Raw genomic sequence first — 16352 nt, forward strand, 5'->3', positions numbered from 1 at the left:
GACACGCCGGAAGGCCGCCCGGCCCGGGCGGCCCCCGCCCCTCGACGACCCCGTCAGAACCCGTGCGGCAGCCAGGGCGCGGTCGTCGAGCCGAACGCCAGCGCCGCCTCGGCCAGCGCCCCGCGCCGAAGCTCCCGCACCCGCCCCGCCGCCCCCAGCGCGGCCAGGCTCACCCCGCCCAGATACGCCGACCCCAACTCCCGTACGGACAAGGAGAGATCGGCGGCGTCGGTGGTCCGCTCGCAGGACGCCCCCTTCGCGTCCCCGGTCAGCCGCCAACGCCCCGCGTTCCAGGGGCAGAAGTCGTCGGCGACCTCGAACACCACGTCCACCGGCGCCTGGTAGGTCCGCGCCTCCAGCGCGGCCCCCACGTCCACCAGCCGCACGTACAGCGAGTCCCGCACCTGCGGTGAACACCGCCGGATGTCGGAGACCAGCGACTGCCATGCGTCGTCCACCGGACGCGACCCGGTCACCAGCACCGACGTCAGGTCCACGTCGAACAGGAACCGCCACAACGCCGCGTACGCCGCCGGATCCAGCGCCTCCAGGTCCCGCAGGAGCACCTTGCCCCGCGGCCCCGCCGGCTCCCAGTCCGGCTTGACCCGGAAGCGGGTGTACCCCACCATCTCGCCGTCCCGCTCCGCTACCACGCACTGCAACGGCGACGCCCCGTCCCGGTCGCTCGCCGGGTCGAGCAGCCTCAGCCGCTCCCAGCCGGGGGCCCGCGCCAGCATCCCCGGCCGCTCCGGCACCACGCGGGCGTAGACCGCCTCGCACGCGTCGAGCACGTCGGCGGGCCTGGCGTACCGCAGCCGTACGTCGTCCGTCCCCGGCGGCACGGACAGTCGTACCCGATGGGTGTCGATCTCGGCGCTGATCTGGAAGGTGGCCGCGCCGTACCCGAACCGGCCGTAGATGGCGGGCTCCGAGGCGGTCAGCACGGCCAGCGGCCAGCCCCAGGCGCGTACGTCGTCCAGCTGACGCCGCTTCATCGCGGTGAGCACACCGCGCCGCCGGTGGGTCGCGGCGACGCTGACCATGGTCACGCCCGCCGCCCGCACCGAGGAACCCCCGGGCACGGTCAGCCGGAAGCTGAACGCCCCCGCGGTGCCGACGCACTCGTCACCGTCCCAGACGGCGAGGGAGCGGTCGGTCTCGGTGAGGGAGTCCCACAGCTCCCGTTCCTCGGTCGACTCCGGGACCCCGCCGAAGGCGCGGATCAGGACGTCGTACCACTCGTTCCACTCTTCCCGCCGCAGCACCCGCAGGTCGGTCGCCAAGTCAGAAGCCATGGACCATGCCTACCAGGGCATTGCGGGGCGAGCCAGGGAATTTCCGCCGGGCGGCGGCGCGAGGGCGGTCCGTGAAGTTCACTGTGAAGTCGAACCTCGGACGGGGGACAAGTGGGACCTCCCGTGCCAAGCAACTGATCCGATGGATAAGGTCCCCAACTAATGGCAGCAGGACGAGAACGGCGCGCGGCGGCCGAGACGTTCACGGCCCGGTGGAAGATGCAGTGGCACCGGGTCCGCGTCGGCCTGCGGCGAAGTGCCGTGGACTACTTCCGCGGGGACGGCTCGGACTGGGTCGCGCTGGTCGGTCTGCTCGTCACGATCCCGCTGATCGCGGCCACCACCCTCGCCAACTCCGTCTGGTGCTCCCCGGCCGCGCTGGTCCTGCCGATCGTCGCGGGCGGCCTGGTGCTGCGCCCGGCGAGCCTGCTCGGGCTGTACGCGGCGGCGGCGACGGCACTGATCGTGGAGTCGGTGCAGCTGGGGCCGTACACGGAAGGGCCGTCCCGGGTGACCCCGGGCATCGTGCTCGTGGTGGCGGCCTGCGGCTTCTTCGGTCTGCTGATCGCCCAGTTCCGCAGCAGGGTCGGTGTGCCGTGGCGGCGCGGCGGCACCATGCTCTTCGACCTCCGCGAACGCATCCGGGTGCAGAGCAAGCTCCCCCAGCTGCCGCAGGGCTGGCACCGCGAGATGGCGCTGCGCCCGGCGGGCGGCCAGTCCTTCTCGGGCGACTTCGTGGTCGCGGCCCGCACCAACGGCGGCCGCACCCTGGAGGTCGTCCTGACGGACGTGTCGGGCAAGGGCATGGACGCCGGCTCCCGCGCCCTGCTCCTCTCCGGCGCCTTCGGCGGCCTCCTGGGCTCCCTCCCGCCCCACGCGTTCCTCCCCGCCGCCAACGGCTACCTCCTGCGCCAGGACTGGGACGAGGGCTTCGCGACCTCCATCCACCTGGTCCTGGACCTCGACTCCGGCGACTACGAGCTCTACTCCGCGGGGCACCCGCCGGGCCTGCAACTGAGCGCGGGCAGCGGCCGTTGGGAGGAGAAGGCCGCCGAGGGCCCCCTCCTCGGGGTGTACGACGGCGCCCAGTTCGACCCGGTCAAGGGCTCCCTGCGCCCCGGCGACGTCCTGATGCTGTTCACCGACGGCCTGGTGGAGACCTCCGAGCGCGACATCGTCGAGGGCATCGACCGCCTCACCGGCGAGGCCGACCGCTATGTGGCGGGCGGCTTCAACGGCGCCGCCTGGCACCTGATCGAGGCCGTCGCCAAGGACGTCAACGACGACCGCGCCCTGCTCCTGATCAGCCGCGAGGGCCCGACGGCCCTGGCGGCGAACCTCTGAGCGGCACCCGAGGGGCCCGCATCGGGCCCGGGGTGGCATCCGAGGGGCCCGCATCGGGCCCGGGGTGGCATCCGAGGGGCGTGCGCCGGGCCCGGGGTGGCATCCGAGGGGCGTGCGCCGGGCCCGGGGCGGCACCCGAGGGACATGCGCCGGACCCGGGGTGGCACCCGAGGGGCGTGCACCGGACCCGGGGTGGGGATTACCCCCGCTCCGATCCGCCAGCCGTCCTCATCGCCGCGGCCCTGCGGTGCTCCGTAGCGTCGAGGCATGACCAGGGACCGGACTGAATCAGACCTGCCGCGCGCATGGGCCGTGGAACTGCGCGGGGTGCACCGGCGCTACGGACGGGGCCGCACCGCCGTCCACGCGCTGCGCGGCGTCGACCTCACCCTGCCGCCCGGCACCTTCACCGCGGTCATGGGCCCCTCCGGCTCCGGCAAGTCCACCTTCCTCCAGTGCGCGGCCGGTCTGGACCGCCCGACCTCCGGCACGGTCCGCCTCGGCGGCACGGAGATCACCGGCATGAAGGAGAACAAGCTCACCGCCCTGCGCCGGACCCGTCTCGGCTTCGTCTTCCAGGCGTTCAACCTGTTGCCGTCCCTCACGGTCGAGCAGAACGTCGCCCTGCCGACACGCCTCGCCGGCCACCGCCCCGACCGCCGCCGAACCGCGGAGGTCCTCGCCCAGGTCGGCCTGACCGACAAGGCCCGGCGCCGCCCCGGCCACCTCTCCGGCGGCCAGCAGCAGCGCGTCGCGATCGCCCGCGCCCTCGTCACCCGCCCCGACGTGATCTTCGCCGACGAGCCCACCGGCGCCCTGGACACCACCACCGCCGCCGAGATCCTCGGCCTGCTGCGCCGCGCGGTGGACGAGCAGGGCGCCACCGTCGTCATGGTCACCCACGACCCCACGGCCGCCGCCTGGGCGGACCGCGTGCTGTTCCTGGCCGCCGGTGACATCGTCGACCACCTGGACCGCGCCACCCCCGAGCGGATCGCGGCCCGGATGACCGCCCTCACCACCGCGCGGCCCTTCGAGGGAGCGGCGGCCTGATGCCCAACGGTCTCGCCCGCGCCGCCCTCCGCTTCCGCCCCGCCGCGTTCGCCGGCACCTTCGTCGCCCTCGCCATGGCCGCCCTGATCGTCTCGGCCTGCGGCATCCTCCTGGAGACCGGCCTGCGGGCGAAGGTCCCGCCCGGCCGCTACGCGAACGCCCCGGTCGTGGCCGCCGCCGACCAACGCGCCCACTACGGCACGGGCGACAGCGCCGACAGCGAACCGGTCCCCGACCGCGCCCGCCTCGACGCCTCCCTGGTCGCCAAGGCGGCCCGCGCCCCGGGTGCCCGCGCCGCCGTCGCCGACGTCACCTTCCCGGTGACCGAGACCCGCGCCGAGACCCGCGCCGGGGCCCGCGACACCCGGGCCCGCGACACCCTGGCCCGCACCGCCCACAACTGGTCCGCCACGGCCTTCACCGGCGAACACCTGACGGCGGGCCGCGCCCCGGCCCCCGGTGAAGTCGTCCTGGACCACGCCCGCGTCGGCGACCGTGTCACCCTCACCACCCCCACCGGGACCCGGACCTTCCGCGTCTCCGGCACCACCGACACCCCCCAGGTCTGGTTCGCCGACGAGGAGGCCCTCCGGCTGTCCGGGCACCCCGGCCGCATCGACGCCATCGCCGTCCTGCCCCGGCCCGGCGTCCCCACCAAGACCCTCGCCTCCCAGGTGAACCGGGCCCTCGACGGCAAGGCCGAGATCCACACCGGCAGCTCCCGCGGCACCGTGGCGGACCCCGCCCTCGACGAGGGCAGGGAGATCCTCGTCGCGCTCGGCGCCTCCTTCGGCGGCACCGCCACCCTGGTCGCCATGTTCACCGCCGCCGGCACGGTCGCCCTCGCCGTCGGGCAGCGCGGCCGGGAGTTCGCCCTGCTGCGCGCCATCGGCACCACCCCGCGCCAGATCCGCCGCACGATCGCCACCGAGGCCCTCCTGGTCGCCCCCGTCGCCGGCGTGATCGGCTGCCTGCCCGGAGTCGCCCTGGCCGCCTGGTGGTTCGGGCAGTTGCGGGACCGGGGCGCGGTGCCCCGCCCCGTCGACCTCGCCGTCTCCTGGATCCCGCTCGTCGCCGCGGTCGGCGCGGTCCTCCTCACCGCCCTGCTCTCCGGGTACCTGGCGGCCCACCGCAGCTCCCGCATCAAGCCGGGCCAGGCGCTCGGCGAGGCGTCCGTGGAGCGGCTGCGCCCCGGCTGGATCCGCACCCCGCTCGGCGTCGCCGCGCTGGCGGGCGGCTGTGTCTGCGCAGGGCTCGCGGCCTCGACGACCGGCGCGGACGCGGCCAACGCCGCACTCGGCATCGTCATGCTGTTCATGCTGGCCGTGGCCCTGCTCGGCCCGCTCGTCGCCCGCGCCTGCGCGACCCTGTTCGGCCTCCCGCTGCGCGGCGCCGACGCCCCCGCCGTCCTCGCCGCCGCCAACGCCCGGACCAACTCCCGCCGGATGGCCTCCGCGATCACCCCGATCGTGCTCGCCATGGCGTTCTCCTCGGTGCTGCTCTTCCTGCACACCAGCGAGGACCATGTCGCCGCGGAGCAGCGGCGCGAGGGGATCACCGCCGACCACATCGTCACCGCCGACGGCCCCGGCCTCGCCCCGGACGCCGTACGACAGGCCGAGCGCGCCCCCGACGTCACCGCCGCCGTCGGCCTGTTGAAGACGTCCGTGCTCGTCCCGGCCTCCGGCGGCGCGCTCCAGGCGGCCACCGCCCAGGGCGTCACCGGCTCCGCGCGCGCCCTGGAGGCCGTGCAGGACCTGGACGTGAAGGAGGGCCGGCTCTCCCTGGGGCGGGGCGAGATCGCCGTGGACGCGGGCCTCGCCGCCGACGCGGACGTGCGGCTCGGCGACCGCCTGCCGATCCGGCTGCCCGACGGCACGAAGGCAGAGCCGCGGATCGTGGCGACGTACGGGCGCGGCTTGGGCCTGTCGCAGGTGACGATGGGCCGCGCCGAGCTGGCCGGCCACGTCACCTCCGCCTTCGACACCGAACTGTGGACGAAGGGCGGCACCGGCGCCGGTCTGAAGGACCTCGGCACGGTCCTGGCGTGCGCCGACCACACCAGCGCCCCGTCCATGGACCGCGAGCTCAACTCCTGGGCCAACCACGTCATGGCGGCCGTCCTCGGCGGCTTCGCGGCGATCGCCGCCGGCAACACCCTGGTGATGACGGTCCTCGACCGGCGCCGCGAACTCGGCACCCTCCGCCTCATCGGCTCCACCCGCGGCCAGGTGCTGCGCATGATCCGCTGGGAGGCCCTGCTGGTCACCGTCGCGGGCATCGCGCTCGGCACGGCGATCGCGCTCGCCACCCTCGTCCCGATGACGAACGGCCTGACGGGCCAGGGCCCCCACATCCCGCCGCTGATGTACGGCTCGCTGGTCGCGGCGGTGCTCGCCCTGGGCCTGGCCGCCGCCGTCCTGCCGGCCCGTGTCGCGCTGCGCGGGGAGACACTGGAGCCGTGACCGACACCTCACCCACGCTGACCCTCACCGAGGTCGAGACCCTCGCCCGCACCGCCCACCAGGGCCAGACCGACAAGGCCGGCCGGCCCTACGCCGAGCACCTCCAGGCGGTCGCCGACGGGGTACGTGCCCGGGGCGGAGACGCCGAGCAGATCGCGGCCGCCTGGCTGCACGACGCCGTCGAGGACGACGCCCTCTCCGCGCACTGGCTCGAACAGGCCGCGCTGAGCCGTCGTACCAAGGACATCGTGCTCGCGGTGACCAAGCGGGCGGGGGAGCCGCCCGAGGCGTACGCCCGGCGGATCCTCGCCACGCCGGGCGCGCTGCTGGTGAAGGAGGCCGACCTGGCGCACAACGCCGATCCGGCGCGCCTCGCGGTCCTCGACGAGGAGACCCGGAAACGACTGACCGAGAAGTACACGCGGATGCGCGCACTCCTCGGTCTCGGTCCGGGGGCGGTCGGCTAGGCCATGACCTTCTCGCGGGGTTCCGTCTTCTGCCGCTGACGGGCGAGTTCGGCGGCGTCCCGCTGGAACGCCCACTCCATCCTCGGCTCCATCGCGAACCGGAAGACCCGCCGGACCGGCTTGGTGCACAGCGCGGTGACGACGACTGCCGCGACGACGCTGACGGCGATCTCGCCGAGCGGACGGTGCAGCCAGGGGTGGTCGAACCAGCCCTGGTAGTCACCGGCCTTCACCAGGAAGCCGTGCAGCAGGTAGCCGTACAGCGTGCCCGCGCCGAGCGCCGTGAACCACATCGGGCGGCGGGGCGTCCAGGCGAAGAAGCAGGCGGTCAGCAGCAGCGAGCAGCCGAACATCGCCAGCACCATGACCGGACCGGCCCACCACGGCGCGCCCAACTCCTGCGCGGCGTCACGGTGGTAGAACCACGCGGTGTTCATGCGCGGCACCGCCCACCAGCCGACCGCGAGCGCGGCGGCGAACACCGGCACCGCCAGGATCCGGACCGCGCGGGTGCGCACCCGGTGGAAGTGCTCGGGCTTCATGCACAGGCCCAGCACGAAGTAGGGCAGGAACTGCAGGACCCGCTGGAGGTCGAGGTCGTCACCGATGGACGGGGTGACGGAGGCGAGCATGGCGATGCCGAGCGCGAGGGGGAGGGGCCAGCGGACCGTCTTGAGGATCGGCGTGACCATCCGCCAGACGAACAGGGCGCACAGGAACCAGGTCAGGTACCAGGGGTCGAGCAGGCTGATGTCCTTGCCGGGGTCGTCCCCGACCACCCGCTCGAAGACGACGTAGGCGGTCTCGAAGAGGATGTACGGCACCGCGACGCCGGTGATCAGCCGCCGCAGCCGGTCGGGGCGCATGTCGAAGCTGCGGGAGAAGAACCCGGAGATGATGATGAACGCCGGCATGTGGAACGAGTACACGACCGTGTACGCGGCCTCCAGGACGCGGCTGTCGCCCTTGAGCGGTTCCCAGGCGTGACCGACGGCCACCAGGACGATCGCCAGGTACTTGGCGTTGTCGAAGAAGGCGTCGCGCTGCTTGCCGGCGGGCTTGGCCGACTGCTCGGTCTGCTGTTTGAGGGGCGAGCGCGGACTCGGCACTCCCGTTGCCGACGGCCTTGCAGGGGGGAGCGGCGCTCTGCCGCGTGCGGGGGACGAGGCAGCGTGGAACATCTGAGGCACCCTAGCGTTGTCTGTGGCTCTTCGTAAAACCTGCGAGGTCGGTCCTGGTTATTCGCTTCGAATGCCCGGGAAATCGCACGGTTGACGCGCCGGGAACGTGACGGTCAACACACCAGGACAGTAAGGATTGTTGCCCCCGCAAGCGCCAACTTGGTGGGATTCATCCCGACTAAATAGGGCATAAGACCAGCAGCCGACTCCGGTGGAATGTCCGCTTCCGGCAGCCGTGGCGCCCATTCGAATTACCTGCGAACAGGTTGTGTGGAGGGCGAAACGATCCTGTCGAATTACCCGTTCGGGGGAGAGGCGGACACGCTCTCGAATTGTCGTGCGGAACACGGAGGTTGGCCCGCGCGGCCGGCCGGCGCCCCATGGATCGAGCACACCTGTGGTCAACGATGCCTCACCTGCCGCATACAGCGGCTTGGTTGGTGGCACGATGGTTCTGGCGGGGGTGCGCGGGGCCGGCATCCCCGGGCCGGGAGCGGACCGACCGAGGGTGTGTGATCAGTTGTGGCCATTTCGCTGTCAGTGGTGCTGCTGTTGGCGATCATCATGGTGGTGTTGATCCGTGGCGGATCCCTCAAGGCCGGACCTGCCGTCGTGGCCGTGCTGTTCGGCTTCTTCCTCGCCTCGACGGGCATGGCCGACGACATCCAGCGCTTCCTCAACTCGATAGCGGAGACCATCAACTCGATCCAGTTCTGACCCCCTTCGGCCCCTGGTACTAGGCTGATCCGTCCGGTCACGGGGGCCGGCGGCGGACAAACAGGGGGCGTACGGGGATGGCGCTGCGCGACTCGGACCCGGCGGACGTGGGCGGGTACCGCATCGAGGACCGCCTGGGCAGCGGCGGCATGGGCGTGGTCTACCTCGCCCGTTCCGCCTCCGGCCGCCGTCTCGCGATCAAGGTGGTGCACGGCCAGTACGCGGACGACGACGAGTTCCGCGCCCGGTTCCGCCGTGAGGTGGCCGCCGCCCGCCAGGTCAGCGGCGCCTTCACCGCTCCGGTCGTGGACGCGGACGCCGACGCGCCGCGCCCCTGGATGGCCACGCTCTACATACCGGGGTCCAACCTCGGCGTGCACATCCAGGACAACGGCCCGCTGCCGCTGCCCCGGCTGCGGGACCTGGCCGCCGGCCTGGCCGAGGCCATCCGTGACATCCACCGCGCCGGAGTGGTCCACCGGGACCTGAAACCGGCCAACGTGATGCTCGCCGACGACGGCCCCCGCGTCATCGACTTCGGCGTCTCCCGCGCCGCCGAGTTCGCCGCCTCCGACGTCCTCACCCAGACCGGCCGCGTGATGGGCACCCCGCCCTTCATGTCCCCGGAGCAGTTCTCCTCGCCCCAGGACGTGGGCCCGGCCGCGGACATCTTCTCCCTGGGCGCCGTGGTCGCCTACGCCGCCTCCGGCCACGGCCCCTTCGACAGCCCGAGCCCGTACGAGACGGCGATCCGCGTGGTCGAGGGCACCCCTGAACTCGACGGCGTCCCGGCCGAGTTGCTCCCCTTCATCCGCCTCTGCCTGGAAAAGGATCCCAAGTCCCGCCCCACCGCGGACGAGTTGCTGCGCCTGCTCAAGGACGGCGACTGGCCGACCGCGCAGGACACGCCGACGGGAGTGTCCGGCACCGGCCGGCCCCGCCGTCGCACCCGCCGGTGGCTGGCCACCGCGGCGGGCACCCTGGCGCTCGCGGCCGCCGTCACCACGACACTCGCCCTCGACGGCGACCCCGCTCCCCCCGGCGACCTCCCGGCCGGCTGGACGGCCTGGCACGCGCGGTCGAAGGATCCGAGCGTCGACAAGGACCCGCTGGGCCCCAGCACCCTCTTCAACCGCTGCGCCGCCACCGGCACGTCCCTGGTCTGCGCGGGCGACGAGGTCATGGCGACCCGCTTCGCCCTGGCGGACGGCGAGAACACCTGGGCCCTGCCCATCGACCCGACCGCCGACAACGAGGACTTCAGCAGCAGCAGCTCCGGCGGCGGCACGATCATCGGCACCCGCGAGGGCCGGGTGTACGTCTACGGAGCCGACGACCGGCCCGACGCCGACAAGAGCTCGTACCTGACCCGCTACACGGTCCAGGCCCTGGACGCCGAGACCGGCAAGGTGATCTGGAGGACGGTCACCGCCGACGGCGAGGACGGCACGGAACCGAGCAGCGACCAGGGCGCCTCGGCGGCCGTGCCCGAGGGCGTCATATCCGTGTACGGCAGGACGGGGAGCCAGCTGGCCCTGCTCGACGCCGACGACGGCAGGGTCCGCTGGAAGCGCCCCTTGCCGGACCCGGCACGGTACCTGTGCCTGCTGCACAGCGTCGGCGGACAGGCCTACCTGCTCAGCGGCAAGTACACCTCCGACGAGATCGAGACCACGAGCGTCTCCCAGCTCGACCCCGCCACCGGCAGACCCCGCTGGACCGTCAAGGTCAAGGGCGACATGAACATCGTCGGCCACCACGACGGCCGCCTGGTGCTGATGAGGACCACCGGCGCCCACCGCACCCTGACCCTGATCAACATCGCCACGCACGTCGTGACGACCGTGAAGCTGTCCGAGGCCCAGCCCGAGGCCGCCACCCCCACCCTCGCCGGCGGCACCCTCTACTTCACCCTCACCAACGGCGGCATCCGCGCGGTCGACCCCACCACCGGCCGCCAGGCCTGGGCGAGCAACACCGGCGTCGAGCAGTCGGGCCCCCCGACCGTCTCCGGCACCCACCTGTACGTCGCGTCCCCGAGCGGCCGCCTCGCCGCCGTGAACCGCGCCGACGGCGAGGTCGACAGCACCCTCCCGGGCCGCGACGACGGCGCCGTGGAGGGCCCCCCGACCGGCGCCCCCCTCACCCTGGTCGGCGACGCCCTCTACGTCCCCTACGGCCTGCGCTCCGTGTACACGGTGGACGTACGCGACCTCTGACCCCGGGGAGGGCTCCGCAACCCCCGCCTCGGACGTGACCCGAGCGCCCCCACCCTGATATTTGTCAGGGTCACGACGTCCCTGGTGCGGTCTACGGTTCGAGTCGTCGGTTGCGACTACACAGGAGATCCCATGGGACTGAGAAAACGAGCGGCTGCGACGGTCGCGACGCTGATCGCCGCGTTCCTTCTTCCGCTCGCCGCGCAGGCACCGGCACAGGCCGCCGCCACCGCGTGGACGCCGGGGATCTCCCCCCTGTACTCGGGCGAGTACGTGCAGCGGGACATCCAAGGCGGTGCCGATGCGGACAGGGCGCTCAAGATCTGCGCCCTGGCGTCAGGGATCGCCTGCGTCTCGGTCGGTCAGGGCGACGGCAAGCAGAGCATCTTCCACCTGTACAGGTGCGGTACGCGATCGCTCTCGAACTTCATCGACGCGCTCTCCGTGCTCAACAACCAGACGGGCGGAGCCGAGGTCCGCTTCACGGGACCCAACGTCGGCACGTACCGCGCCCCCGCCAACTCCAGCGTCATCTGGAGGTTCCCGAACGAGGCGACGTACGACTTCAACACCATGTCCGTCTGCTGAGATCACACCACCCCAGCAAACGATCAGGGCCAGGCGGAGGAATGAACCTCCGGCCTGGCCCTGAGCCGTACAGAGCGGGCGACGGGAATCGAACCCGCGTAGCTAGTTTGGAAGACTAGGGCTCTACCATTGAGCTACGCCCGCACAGGAGGCGCCGCAGGTCAGGTGACCGCGGCACAGAAGGCATCGTAGCGGGTCGGGGCCCCTGACCGCACGCCCCGTCAATACGGCGGCCCCACCGCTCGCGGGCATGTACCCTACGTGTCGCACCAGACGGGGTGTGGCGCAGCTTGGTAGCGCGTCCGCTTTGGGAGCGGAAGGCCGTGGGTTCAAATCCCGCCACCCCGACCACCTTTCTTGATCGCCTTTTGGGGCGTGTCTCGGCTGCGGTTACTATGCAAGCTGCGCGCCCGTGTGCCTCTCGTCTGATGTAGTCCTGGGCGGCGAATCCGCCGGAGCCGTTCTGGCCCCGGCAATCCAAGAAGTCAGCCACAAGGAGACCGAACCGTGAAGAGCGCCGTGGAGACCCTGAACCCGACTCGGGTTCGGCTCACTGTCGAGGTGCCCTTCGAGGAGCTCAAGGACAGCCTCGACGCGGCGTACAAGAAGATCAACCAGCAGGTCACGGTGAAGGGCTTCCGCAAGGGCAAGATCCCGGCCCGCGTCATCGACCAGCGGTTCGGTCGCGGCGCCGTGCTGGAGGAGGCCGTCAACGACGCGCTTCCGAAGTTCTACACCGAGGCCGTCAACGAGGCCGAGATCGACGTCCTGGGCCAGCCCGAGGTCGACATCACCGAGCTGAAGGACGGCGAGACGCTGAACTTCACCGCCGAGGTCGACATCCGTCCGTCCCTGGAGCTCCCCGAGGACTTCTCCTCCATCGAGGTCGAGGTCGACGCCGTCGAGGTGACCGACGAGGACGTCGAGAAGTCGGTCGAGCAGCTGCGTGAGCGCTTCGCCTCCACCTCCCCGGTCGAGCGTGCCGCCGAGGACGGCGACGTCGTCACCATCGACCTGGAGGCCAAGGTCGACGGCGAGGTGCTGGAGGACGGCATCGCCAGCGGTGTGTCCTACACCATCGGCTCGGGCGAGCTCCTCGACGGCATCGACGACGCCGTCAAGGGCCTGGAGGCCGGTGGCGAGACCACCTTCACCTCCGAGCTCAAGGGCGGCTCCGCGGCCGGCAAGGAGGCCGAGGTCACCGTCAAGGTCACCCAGGTCGCCGCCCGCGAACTGCCCGAGCTGGACGACGAGTTCGCGCAGCTCGCCTCCGAGTTCGACACCCTCGACGAGCTGAAGGCCGACAGCCGCAAGCGCCTCGAGAACATGAAGCAGTACGACCAGGCCACGCAGGCCCAGGAGCGCGTCCTGGAGAAGCTGCTGGAGCTCGTCGAGGTGCCCGTCCCCGAGAAGCTCCTCGAGGACGAGATCAACACCCGCAAGCACAACCTCGAGCACCACCAGCTCGGCCAGATGGGCCTGGACCTGGAGAAGTACCTGGAGATCCAGGGCAAGACGGTCGAGGAGTTCGACACCGAGACCAAGGACGCCGCGGTCAAGGGCATCAAGACCCAGTTCGTCCTCGACGAGCTGGTCAAGCGCGAGAAGCTGAACGTCAACCAGGAGGAGCTCACCGAGCACCTCATGCGCCGTGCGGCCTCCTCGGGCATGTCCCCCGACCAGTTCGCCCAGGCGGTCGTCGAGGGCGGCCAGGTTCCGCTCCTGGTCGGCGAGGTCGCCCGCGGCAAGGCCCTGGCCGTCGTGGTCGAGGCCGCCACGGTGAAGGACACCAACGGCGAGGTCATCGACCTGGACGACGAGGACGAGGCCGACGAGACCGCCGCGGAGGCCACCGAGGCCGACGCCACCGAGGCGGACGCCAAGACCGAGGGCTGATCGCGCCCACGGCGCCGCACAGGCCGTAGAGCGTCGCGTACGGCCGTCGCGCGCCCTTGTACGTCGCAGGAAAGGCCCCCGGGGACATGGTCCCGGGGGCCTTTCCCGCCTACGGCGGCTACGCCCCCGGCGAACACCCCGGGAACCGGGATGGCTCGGCCGGGCCTGCGCGTTAGGGTCCATGAGTACGAGGGCAGGGGAGTCTGACGAAACTGCCCAGCCCCGGCAGGAACACGTGAAGACGGCCCGGCGCCGTCGTAAGACGAGCAGGTGGATACGTGACGAATCTGATGCCTTCAGCCGCCGGCGAGCCTTCCATCGGTGGTGGCCTCGGTGACCAGGTCTACAACCGGCTGCTCAACGAGCGGATCATCTTCCTCGGCCAGCCGGTCGACGACGACATCGCCAACAAGATCACCGCACAGCTGCTGCTCCTTGCCGCCGACCCGGACAAGGACATCTACCTCTACATCAACAGCCCGGGCGGCTCGATCACCGCCGGCATGGCGATCTACGACACCATGCAGTACATCAAGAACGACGTGGTGACGATCGCCATGGGTCTCGCCGCCTCCATGGGGCAGTTCCTGCTCAGCGCGGGCACCCCCGGCAAGCGCTTCGCGCTGCCGAACGCCGAGATCCTGATCCACCAGCCGTCCGCCGGTCTCGCCGGTTCGGCCTCGGACATCAAGATCCACGCCGAGCGGCTGCTGCACACCAAGAAGCGCATGGCCGAGCTCACCTCGCAGCACACGGGGCAGTCGTTCGAGGAGATCACCCGCGCCTCCGACCGCGACCGCTGGTTCGACGCGGAGGAGGCCAAGGAGTACGGCCTCATCGACGAGGTCATCACCACGGCCGCCAACATGCCGGGCGGCGGCGGCACCGGGGCCTGAGCCCCACCGCTGGGCCCCAGGGCCCCGCAAGCGCCCCCAGCCGACCGCCTCAGCTCCTAGGAGACAGACAGTGAACGACTTCCCCGGCAGCGGCATGTACGACCGCACGCGCGCCGAGTACACGGGCCCCTCGGCGGAGTCCCGTTACGTCATCCCGCGCTTCGTCGAGCGCACCTCGCAGGGCGTCCGCGAGTACGACCCGTACGCGAAGCTGTTCGAGGAGCGCGTGATCTTCCTCGGCGTGCAGATCGACGACGCCTCCGCCAACGACGTCATGGCGCAGCTGCTGTGCCTGGAGTCGATGGACCCCGACCGGGACATCTCGGTCTACATCAACAGCCCCGGCGGCTCCTTCACCGCGCTGACGGCCATCTACGACACGATGCAGTTCGTGAAGCCGGACATCCAGACGGTCTGCATGGGCCAGGCGGCCTCCGCCGCGGCCATCCTGCTCGCCGCCGGTACGCCCGGCAAGCGCATGGCGCTGCCGAACGCGCGCGTGCTGATCCACCAGCCCTACAGCGAGACGGGCCGCGGTCAGGTCTCCGACCTGGAGATCGCCGCCAACGAGATCCTGCGGATGCGCGCGCAGCTGGAGGAGATGCTGGCCAAGCACTCCACCACGCCGATCGAGAAGATCCGCGAGGACATCGAGCGCGACAAGATCCTCACGGCCGAGGAGGCGCTCTCCTACGGTCTGATCGACCAGATCATCTCCACCCGGAAGATGAACAACGCGGCCGTCCGCTAGTCGGAGGCTGTATTGTCTGCCGCCCCTTGGCCTGGTTCGTGTGCTTTGACACGCTGCACGTCAAAGTGAACCGCGCCAAGGGGGGCCCGAACGGGGGGCCCGGCAAGGTACCGTCGGAATAAGGCAGCACCAGGAGCCGCTGGACCTAGGCGTCTCCCAGGCGAAGGGGAAGCACACCGTGGCACGCATCGGTGACGGCGGCGATCTGCTCAAGTGCTCGTTCTGCGGCAAGAGCCAGAAGCAGGTCAAGAAGCTCATCGCAGGGCCTGGTGTGTACATCTGCGACGAGTGCATCGACCTCTGCAACGAGATCATCGAGGAGGAGCTCGCGGAGACGAGCGAGGTGCGCTGGGAGGAACTGCCCAAGCCCCGCGAGATCTACGAGTTCCTCGAGGGCTATGTGGTGGGCCAGGAGTCGGCCAAGAAGGCGCTCTCCGTGGCGGTGTACAACCACTACAAACGCGTCCAGGCCGGAGAGAACGGCGGCGGCAACGGCCGTGACGACGCGATCGAGTTGGCGAAGTCCAACATCCTCCTGCTGGGCCCGACGGGCTCCGGCAAGACCCTGCTGGCCCAGACCCTGGCCCGCATGCTGAACGTCCCGTTCGCGATCGCCGACGCAACGGCGCTCACCGAGGCGGGGTACGTCGGCGAGGACGTCGAGAACATCCTCCTGAAGCTCATTCAGGCGGCGGACTACGACGTCAAGAAGGCCGAGACGGGCATCATCTACATCGATGAGATCGACAAGGTCGCGAGGAAGAGCGAGAACCCCTCCATCACGCGTGATGTGAGCGGCGAGGGTGTCCAGCAGGCCCTGCTCAAGATCCTCGAGGGCACCACGGCCTCGGTCCCGCCCCAGGGCGGACGCAAGCACCCGCACCAGGAGTTCATCCAGATCGACACGACGAACGTCCTGTTCATCGTGGGCGGTGCCTTCGCGGGCCTGGAGAAGCTCATCGAGTCCCGGGCGGGCGCGAAGGGCATCGGCTTCGGCGCGACGATCCGCTCCAAGCGGGAGCTGGAGGCCAAGGACCAGTTCGAGGACGTCATGCCGGAGGACCTGGTGAAGTTCGGGATGATCCCCGAGTTCATCGGCCGTCTGCCCGTCATCACCTCGGTCCACAACCTCGACCGCGAGGCGCTGCTCCAGATCCTGGTCGAGCCTCGCAACGCCCTGGTGAAGCAGTACCAGCGCCTCTTCGAACTCGACGGCGTGGAGCTGGACTTCGAGCGCGAGGCGCTCGAGGCCATCGCCGACCAGGCCATCCTCCGCCAGACCGGCGCCCGAGGCCTGCGCGCCATCATGGAGGAAGTCCTCCAGGGCGTCATGTACGAGATCCCGTCCCGCAAGGACGTCGCCCGCGTCGTCATCACGGCGGACGTCGTCCACTCCAACGTCAACCCCACCCTGATCCCGCGCGACGCGCGCAACGGCCGGGGCCCGGGCGAGGCGAAGACGGCGTAACCGCCGCCGCGC

The 16352-nt window shown here is 71.2% G+C and carries 13 protein-coding genes and 2 tRNA genes; 12 read left to right on the forward strand and 3 right to left on the reverse strand.

What is annotated here, in order from left to right:
• Nucleotides 1–53: 53 nt before the first annotated feature.
• Complete coding sequence (locus ACH41F_RS00320; RefSeq protein ID WP_398831849.1) at nt 54–1295, reverse strand: GNAT family N-acetyltransferase; 1242 nt, start codon at nt 1293–1295, stop codon at nt 54–56.
• Nucleotides 1296–1457: 162 nt separating this feature from the next.
• Between ACH41F_RS00320 and ACH41F_RS00325 the strand changes: the two genes are divergently transcribed.
• From ACH41F_RS00325 to ACH41F_RS00340, 4 genes are all read left to right on the forward strand, one after another.
• The gene (locus ACH41F_RS00325) at nt 1458–2639 is read left to right on the forward strand and encodes a SpoIIE family protein phosphatase (RefSeq protein ID WP_391241406.1); all 1182 of its coding nucleotides are present in this window, start codon (nt 1458–1460) and stop codon (nt 2637–2639) included.
• 267 nt (nt 2640–2906) lie between these two features.
• Nucleotides 2907–3692, forward strand: coding sequence for an ATP-binding cassette domain-containing protein (locus ACH41F_RS00330; protein ID WP_391241409.1), 786 nt, complete (start codon nt 2907–2909; stop codon nt 3690–3692).
• Nucleotides 3692–6157 (forward strand): ABC transporter permease, encoded by a 2466-nt coding sequence (locus ACH41F_RS00335; RefSeq protein ID WP_398831853.1) that lies wholly within the window; start codon nt 3692–3694, stop codon nt 6155–6157. Before ACH41F_RS00330 ends, ACH41F_RS00335 begins: the two co-directional genes overlap by 1 nt.
• Complete coding sequence (locus tag ACH41F_RS00340) at nt 6154–6624, forward strand: HD domain-containing protein (RefSeq protein ID WP_391241415.1); 471 nt, start codon at nt 6154–6156, stop codon at nt 6622–6624. Before ACH41F_RS00335 ends, ACH41F_RS00340 begins: the two co-directional genes overlap by 4 nt.
• On the opposite strand, the gene ACH41F_RS00345 is transcribed toward ACH41F_RS00340, so the two are convergent.
• Nucleotides 6621–7733 (reverse strand): acyltransferase family protein, encoded by a 1113-nt coding sequence (locus tag ACH41F_RS00345; RefSeq protein ID WP_391241418.1) that lies wholly within the window; start codon nt 7731–7733, stop codon nt 6621–6623. The two genes, ACH41F_RS00340 and ACH41F_RS00345, sit on opposite strands and share 4 nt — an antisense overlap.
• Before the next feature lie 594 nt (nt 7734–8327).
• On the opposite strand from ACH41F_RS00345, the gene ACH41F_RS00350 reads away from it, so the two are divergent.
• The 3 genes from ACH41F_RS00350 to ACH41F_RS00360 all read left to right on the forward strand — a co-directional run bounded on the left by ACH41F_RS00350 (nt 8328) and on the right by ACH41F_RS00360 (nt 11329).
• Nucleotides 8328–8522 (forward strand): hypothetical protein, encoded by a 195-nt coding sequence (locus tag ACH41F_RS00350; RefSeq protein WP_059191782.1) that lies wholly within the window; start codon nt 8328–8330, stop codon nt 8520–8522.
• Between the two features lie 77 nt (nt 8523–8599).
• Nucleotides 8600–10741, forward strand: a complete 2142-nt coding sequence (locus tag ACH41F_RS00355; RefSeq protein ID WP_398831857.1) for a serine/threonine-protein kinase — start codon at nt 8600–8602, stop codon at nt 10739–10741.
• A 132-nt stretch (nt 10742–10873) separates the two neighbouring features.
• The gene (locus ACH41F_RS00360; RefSeq protein WP_391241423.1) at nt 10874–11329 is read left to right on the forward strand and encodes a hypothetical protein; all 456 of its coding nucleotides are present in this window, start codon (nt 10874–10876) and stop codon (nt 11327–11329) included.
• A 73-nt stretch (nt 11330–11402) separates the two neighbouring features.
• On the opposite strand, the gene ACH41F_RS00365 is transcribed toward ACH41F_RS00360, so the two are convergent.
• Nucleotides 11403–11473: transfer RNA gene (locus tag ACH41F_RS00365), tRNA-Gly, on the reverse strand.
• A gap of 130 nt (nt 11474–11603) precedes the next feature.
• Here ACH41F_RS00365 and ACH41F_RS00370 point away from each other — a divergent pair.
• From ACH41F_RS00370 to clpX, 5 genes are all read left to right on the forward strand, one after another.
• Nucleotides 11604–11680 (forward strand) — tRNA-Pro (locus tag ACH41F_RS00370).
• A 156-nt stretch (nt 11681–11836) separates the two neighbouring features.
• A complete protein-coding gene (gene tig / locus ACH41F_RS00375) occupies nt 11837–13225 on the forward strand; it encodes a trigger factor (protein ID WP_391241425.1) in 1389 nt (462 codons plus the stop codon).
• A 290-nt stretch (nt 13226–13515) separates the two neighbouring features.
• The gene (locus ACH41F_RS00380) at nt 13516–14121 is read left to right on the forward strand and encodes an ATP-dependent Clp protease proteolytic subunit (RefSeq protein WP_059192220.1); all 606 of its coding nucleotides are present in this window, start codon (nt 13516–13518) and stop codon (nt 14119–14121) included.
• A 70-nt stretch (nt 14122–14191) separates the two neighbouring features.
• Nucleotides 14192–14872 carry an ATP-dependent Clp protease proteolytic subunit gene (locus ACH41F_RS00385; RefSeq protein WP_391241428.1) on the forward strand — a complete coding sequence of 227 codons (681 nt, stop codon included), beginning with the start codon at nt 14192–14194 and terminating at the stop codon, nt 14870–14872.
• Nucleotides 14873–15050: 178 nt separating this feature from the next.
• A complete protein-coding gene (gene clpX / locus ACH41F_RS00390) occupies nt 15051–16340 on the forward strand; it encodes an ATP-dependent Clp protease ATP-binding subunit ClpX (protein ID WP_365401143.1) in 1290 nt (429 codons plus the stop codon).
• The last annotated feature ends 12 nt before the right edge of the window (nt 16341–16352 follow it).

It is taken from the genome of Streptomyces sp. NPDC020489, from assembly GCF_044386545.1.
In the GTDB taxonomy this organism is placed as follows: Bacteria; Actinomycetota; Actinomycetes; order Streptomycetales; family Streptomycetaceae; genus Streptomyces.

Coding starts and splice junctions, on each gene's coding strand:
- ACH41F_RS00320 (WP_398831849.1), bottom strand. CDS start 1,295: ATGGCTTCTGACTTGGCGACCGACCTGCGGGTGCTGCGGCGGGAAGAG.
- ACH41F_RS00325 (WP_391241406.1), top strand. CDS start 1,458: ATGGCAGCAGGACGAGAACGGCGCGCGGCGGCCGAGACGTTCACGGCC.
- ACH41F_RS00330 (WP_391241409.1), top strand. CDS start 2,907: ATGACCAGGGACCGGACTGAATCAGACCTGCCGCGCGCATGGGCCGTG.
- ACH41F_RS00335 (WP_398831853.1), top strand. CDS start 3,692: ATGCCCAACGGTCTCGCCCGCGCCGCCCTCCGCTTCCGCCCCGCCGCG.
- ACH41F_RS00355 (WP_398831857.1), top strand. CDS start 8,600: ATGGCGCTGCGCGACTCGGACCCGGCGGACGTGGGCGGGTACCGCATC.
- ACH41F_RS00360 (WP_391241423.1), top strand. CDS start 10,874: ATGGGACTGAGAAAACGAGCGGCTGCGACGGTCGCGACGCTGATCGCC.
- ACH41F_RS00380 (WP_059192220.1), top strand. CDS start 13,516: ATGCCTTCAGCCGCCGGCGAGCCTTCCATCGGTGGTGGCCTCGGTGAC.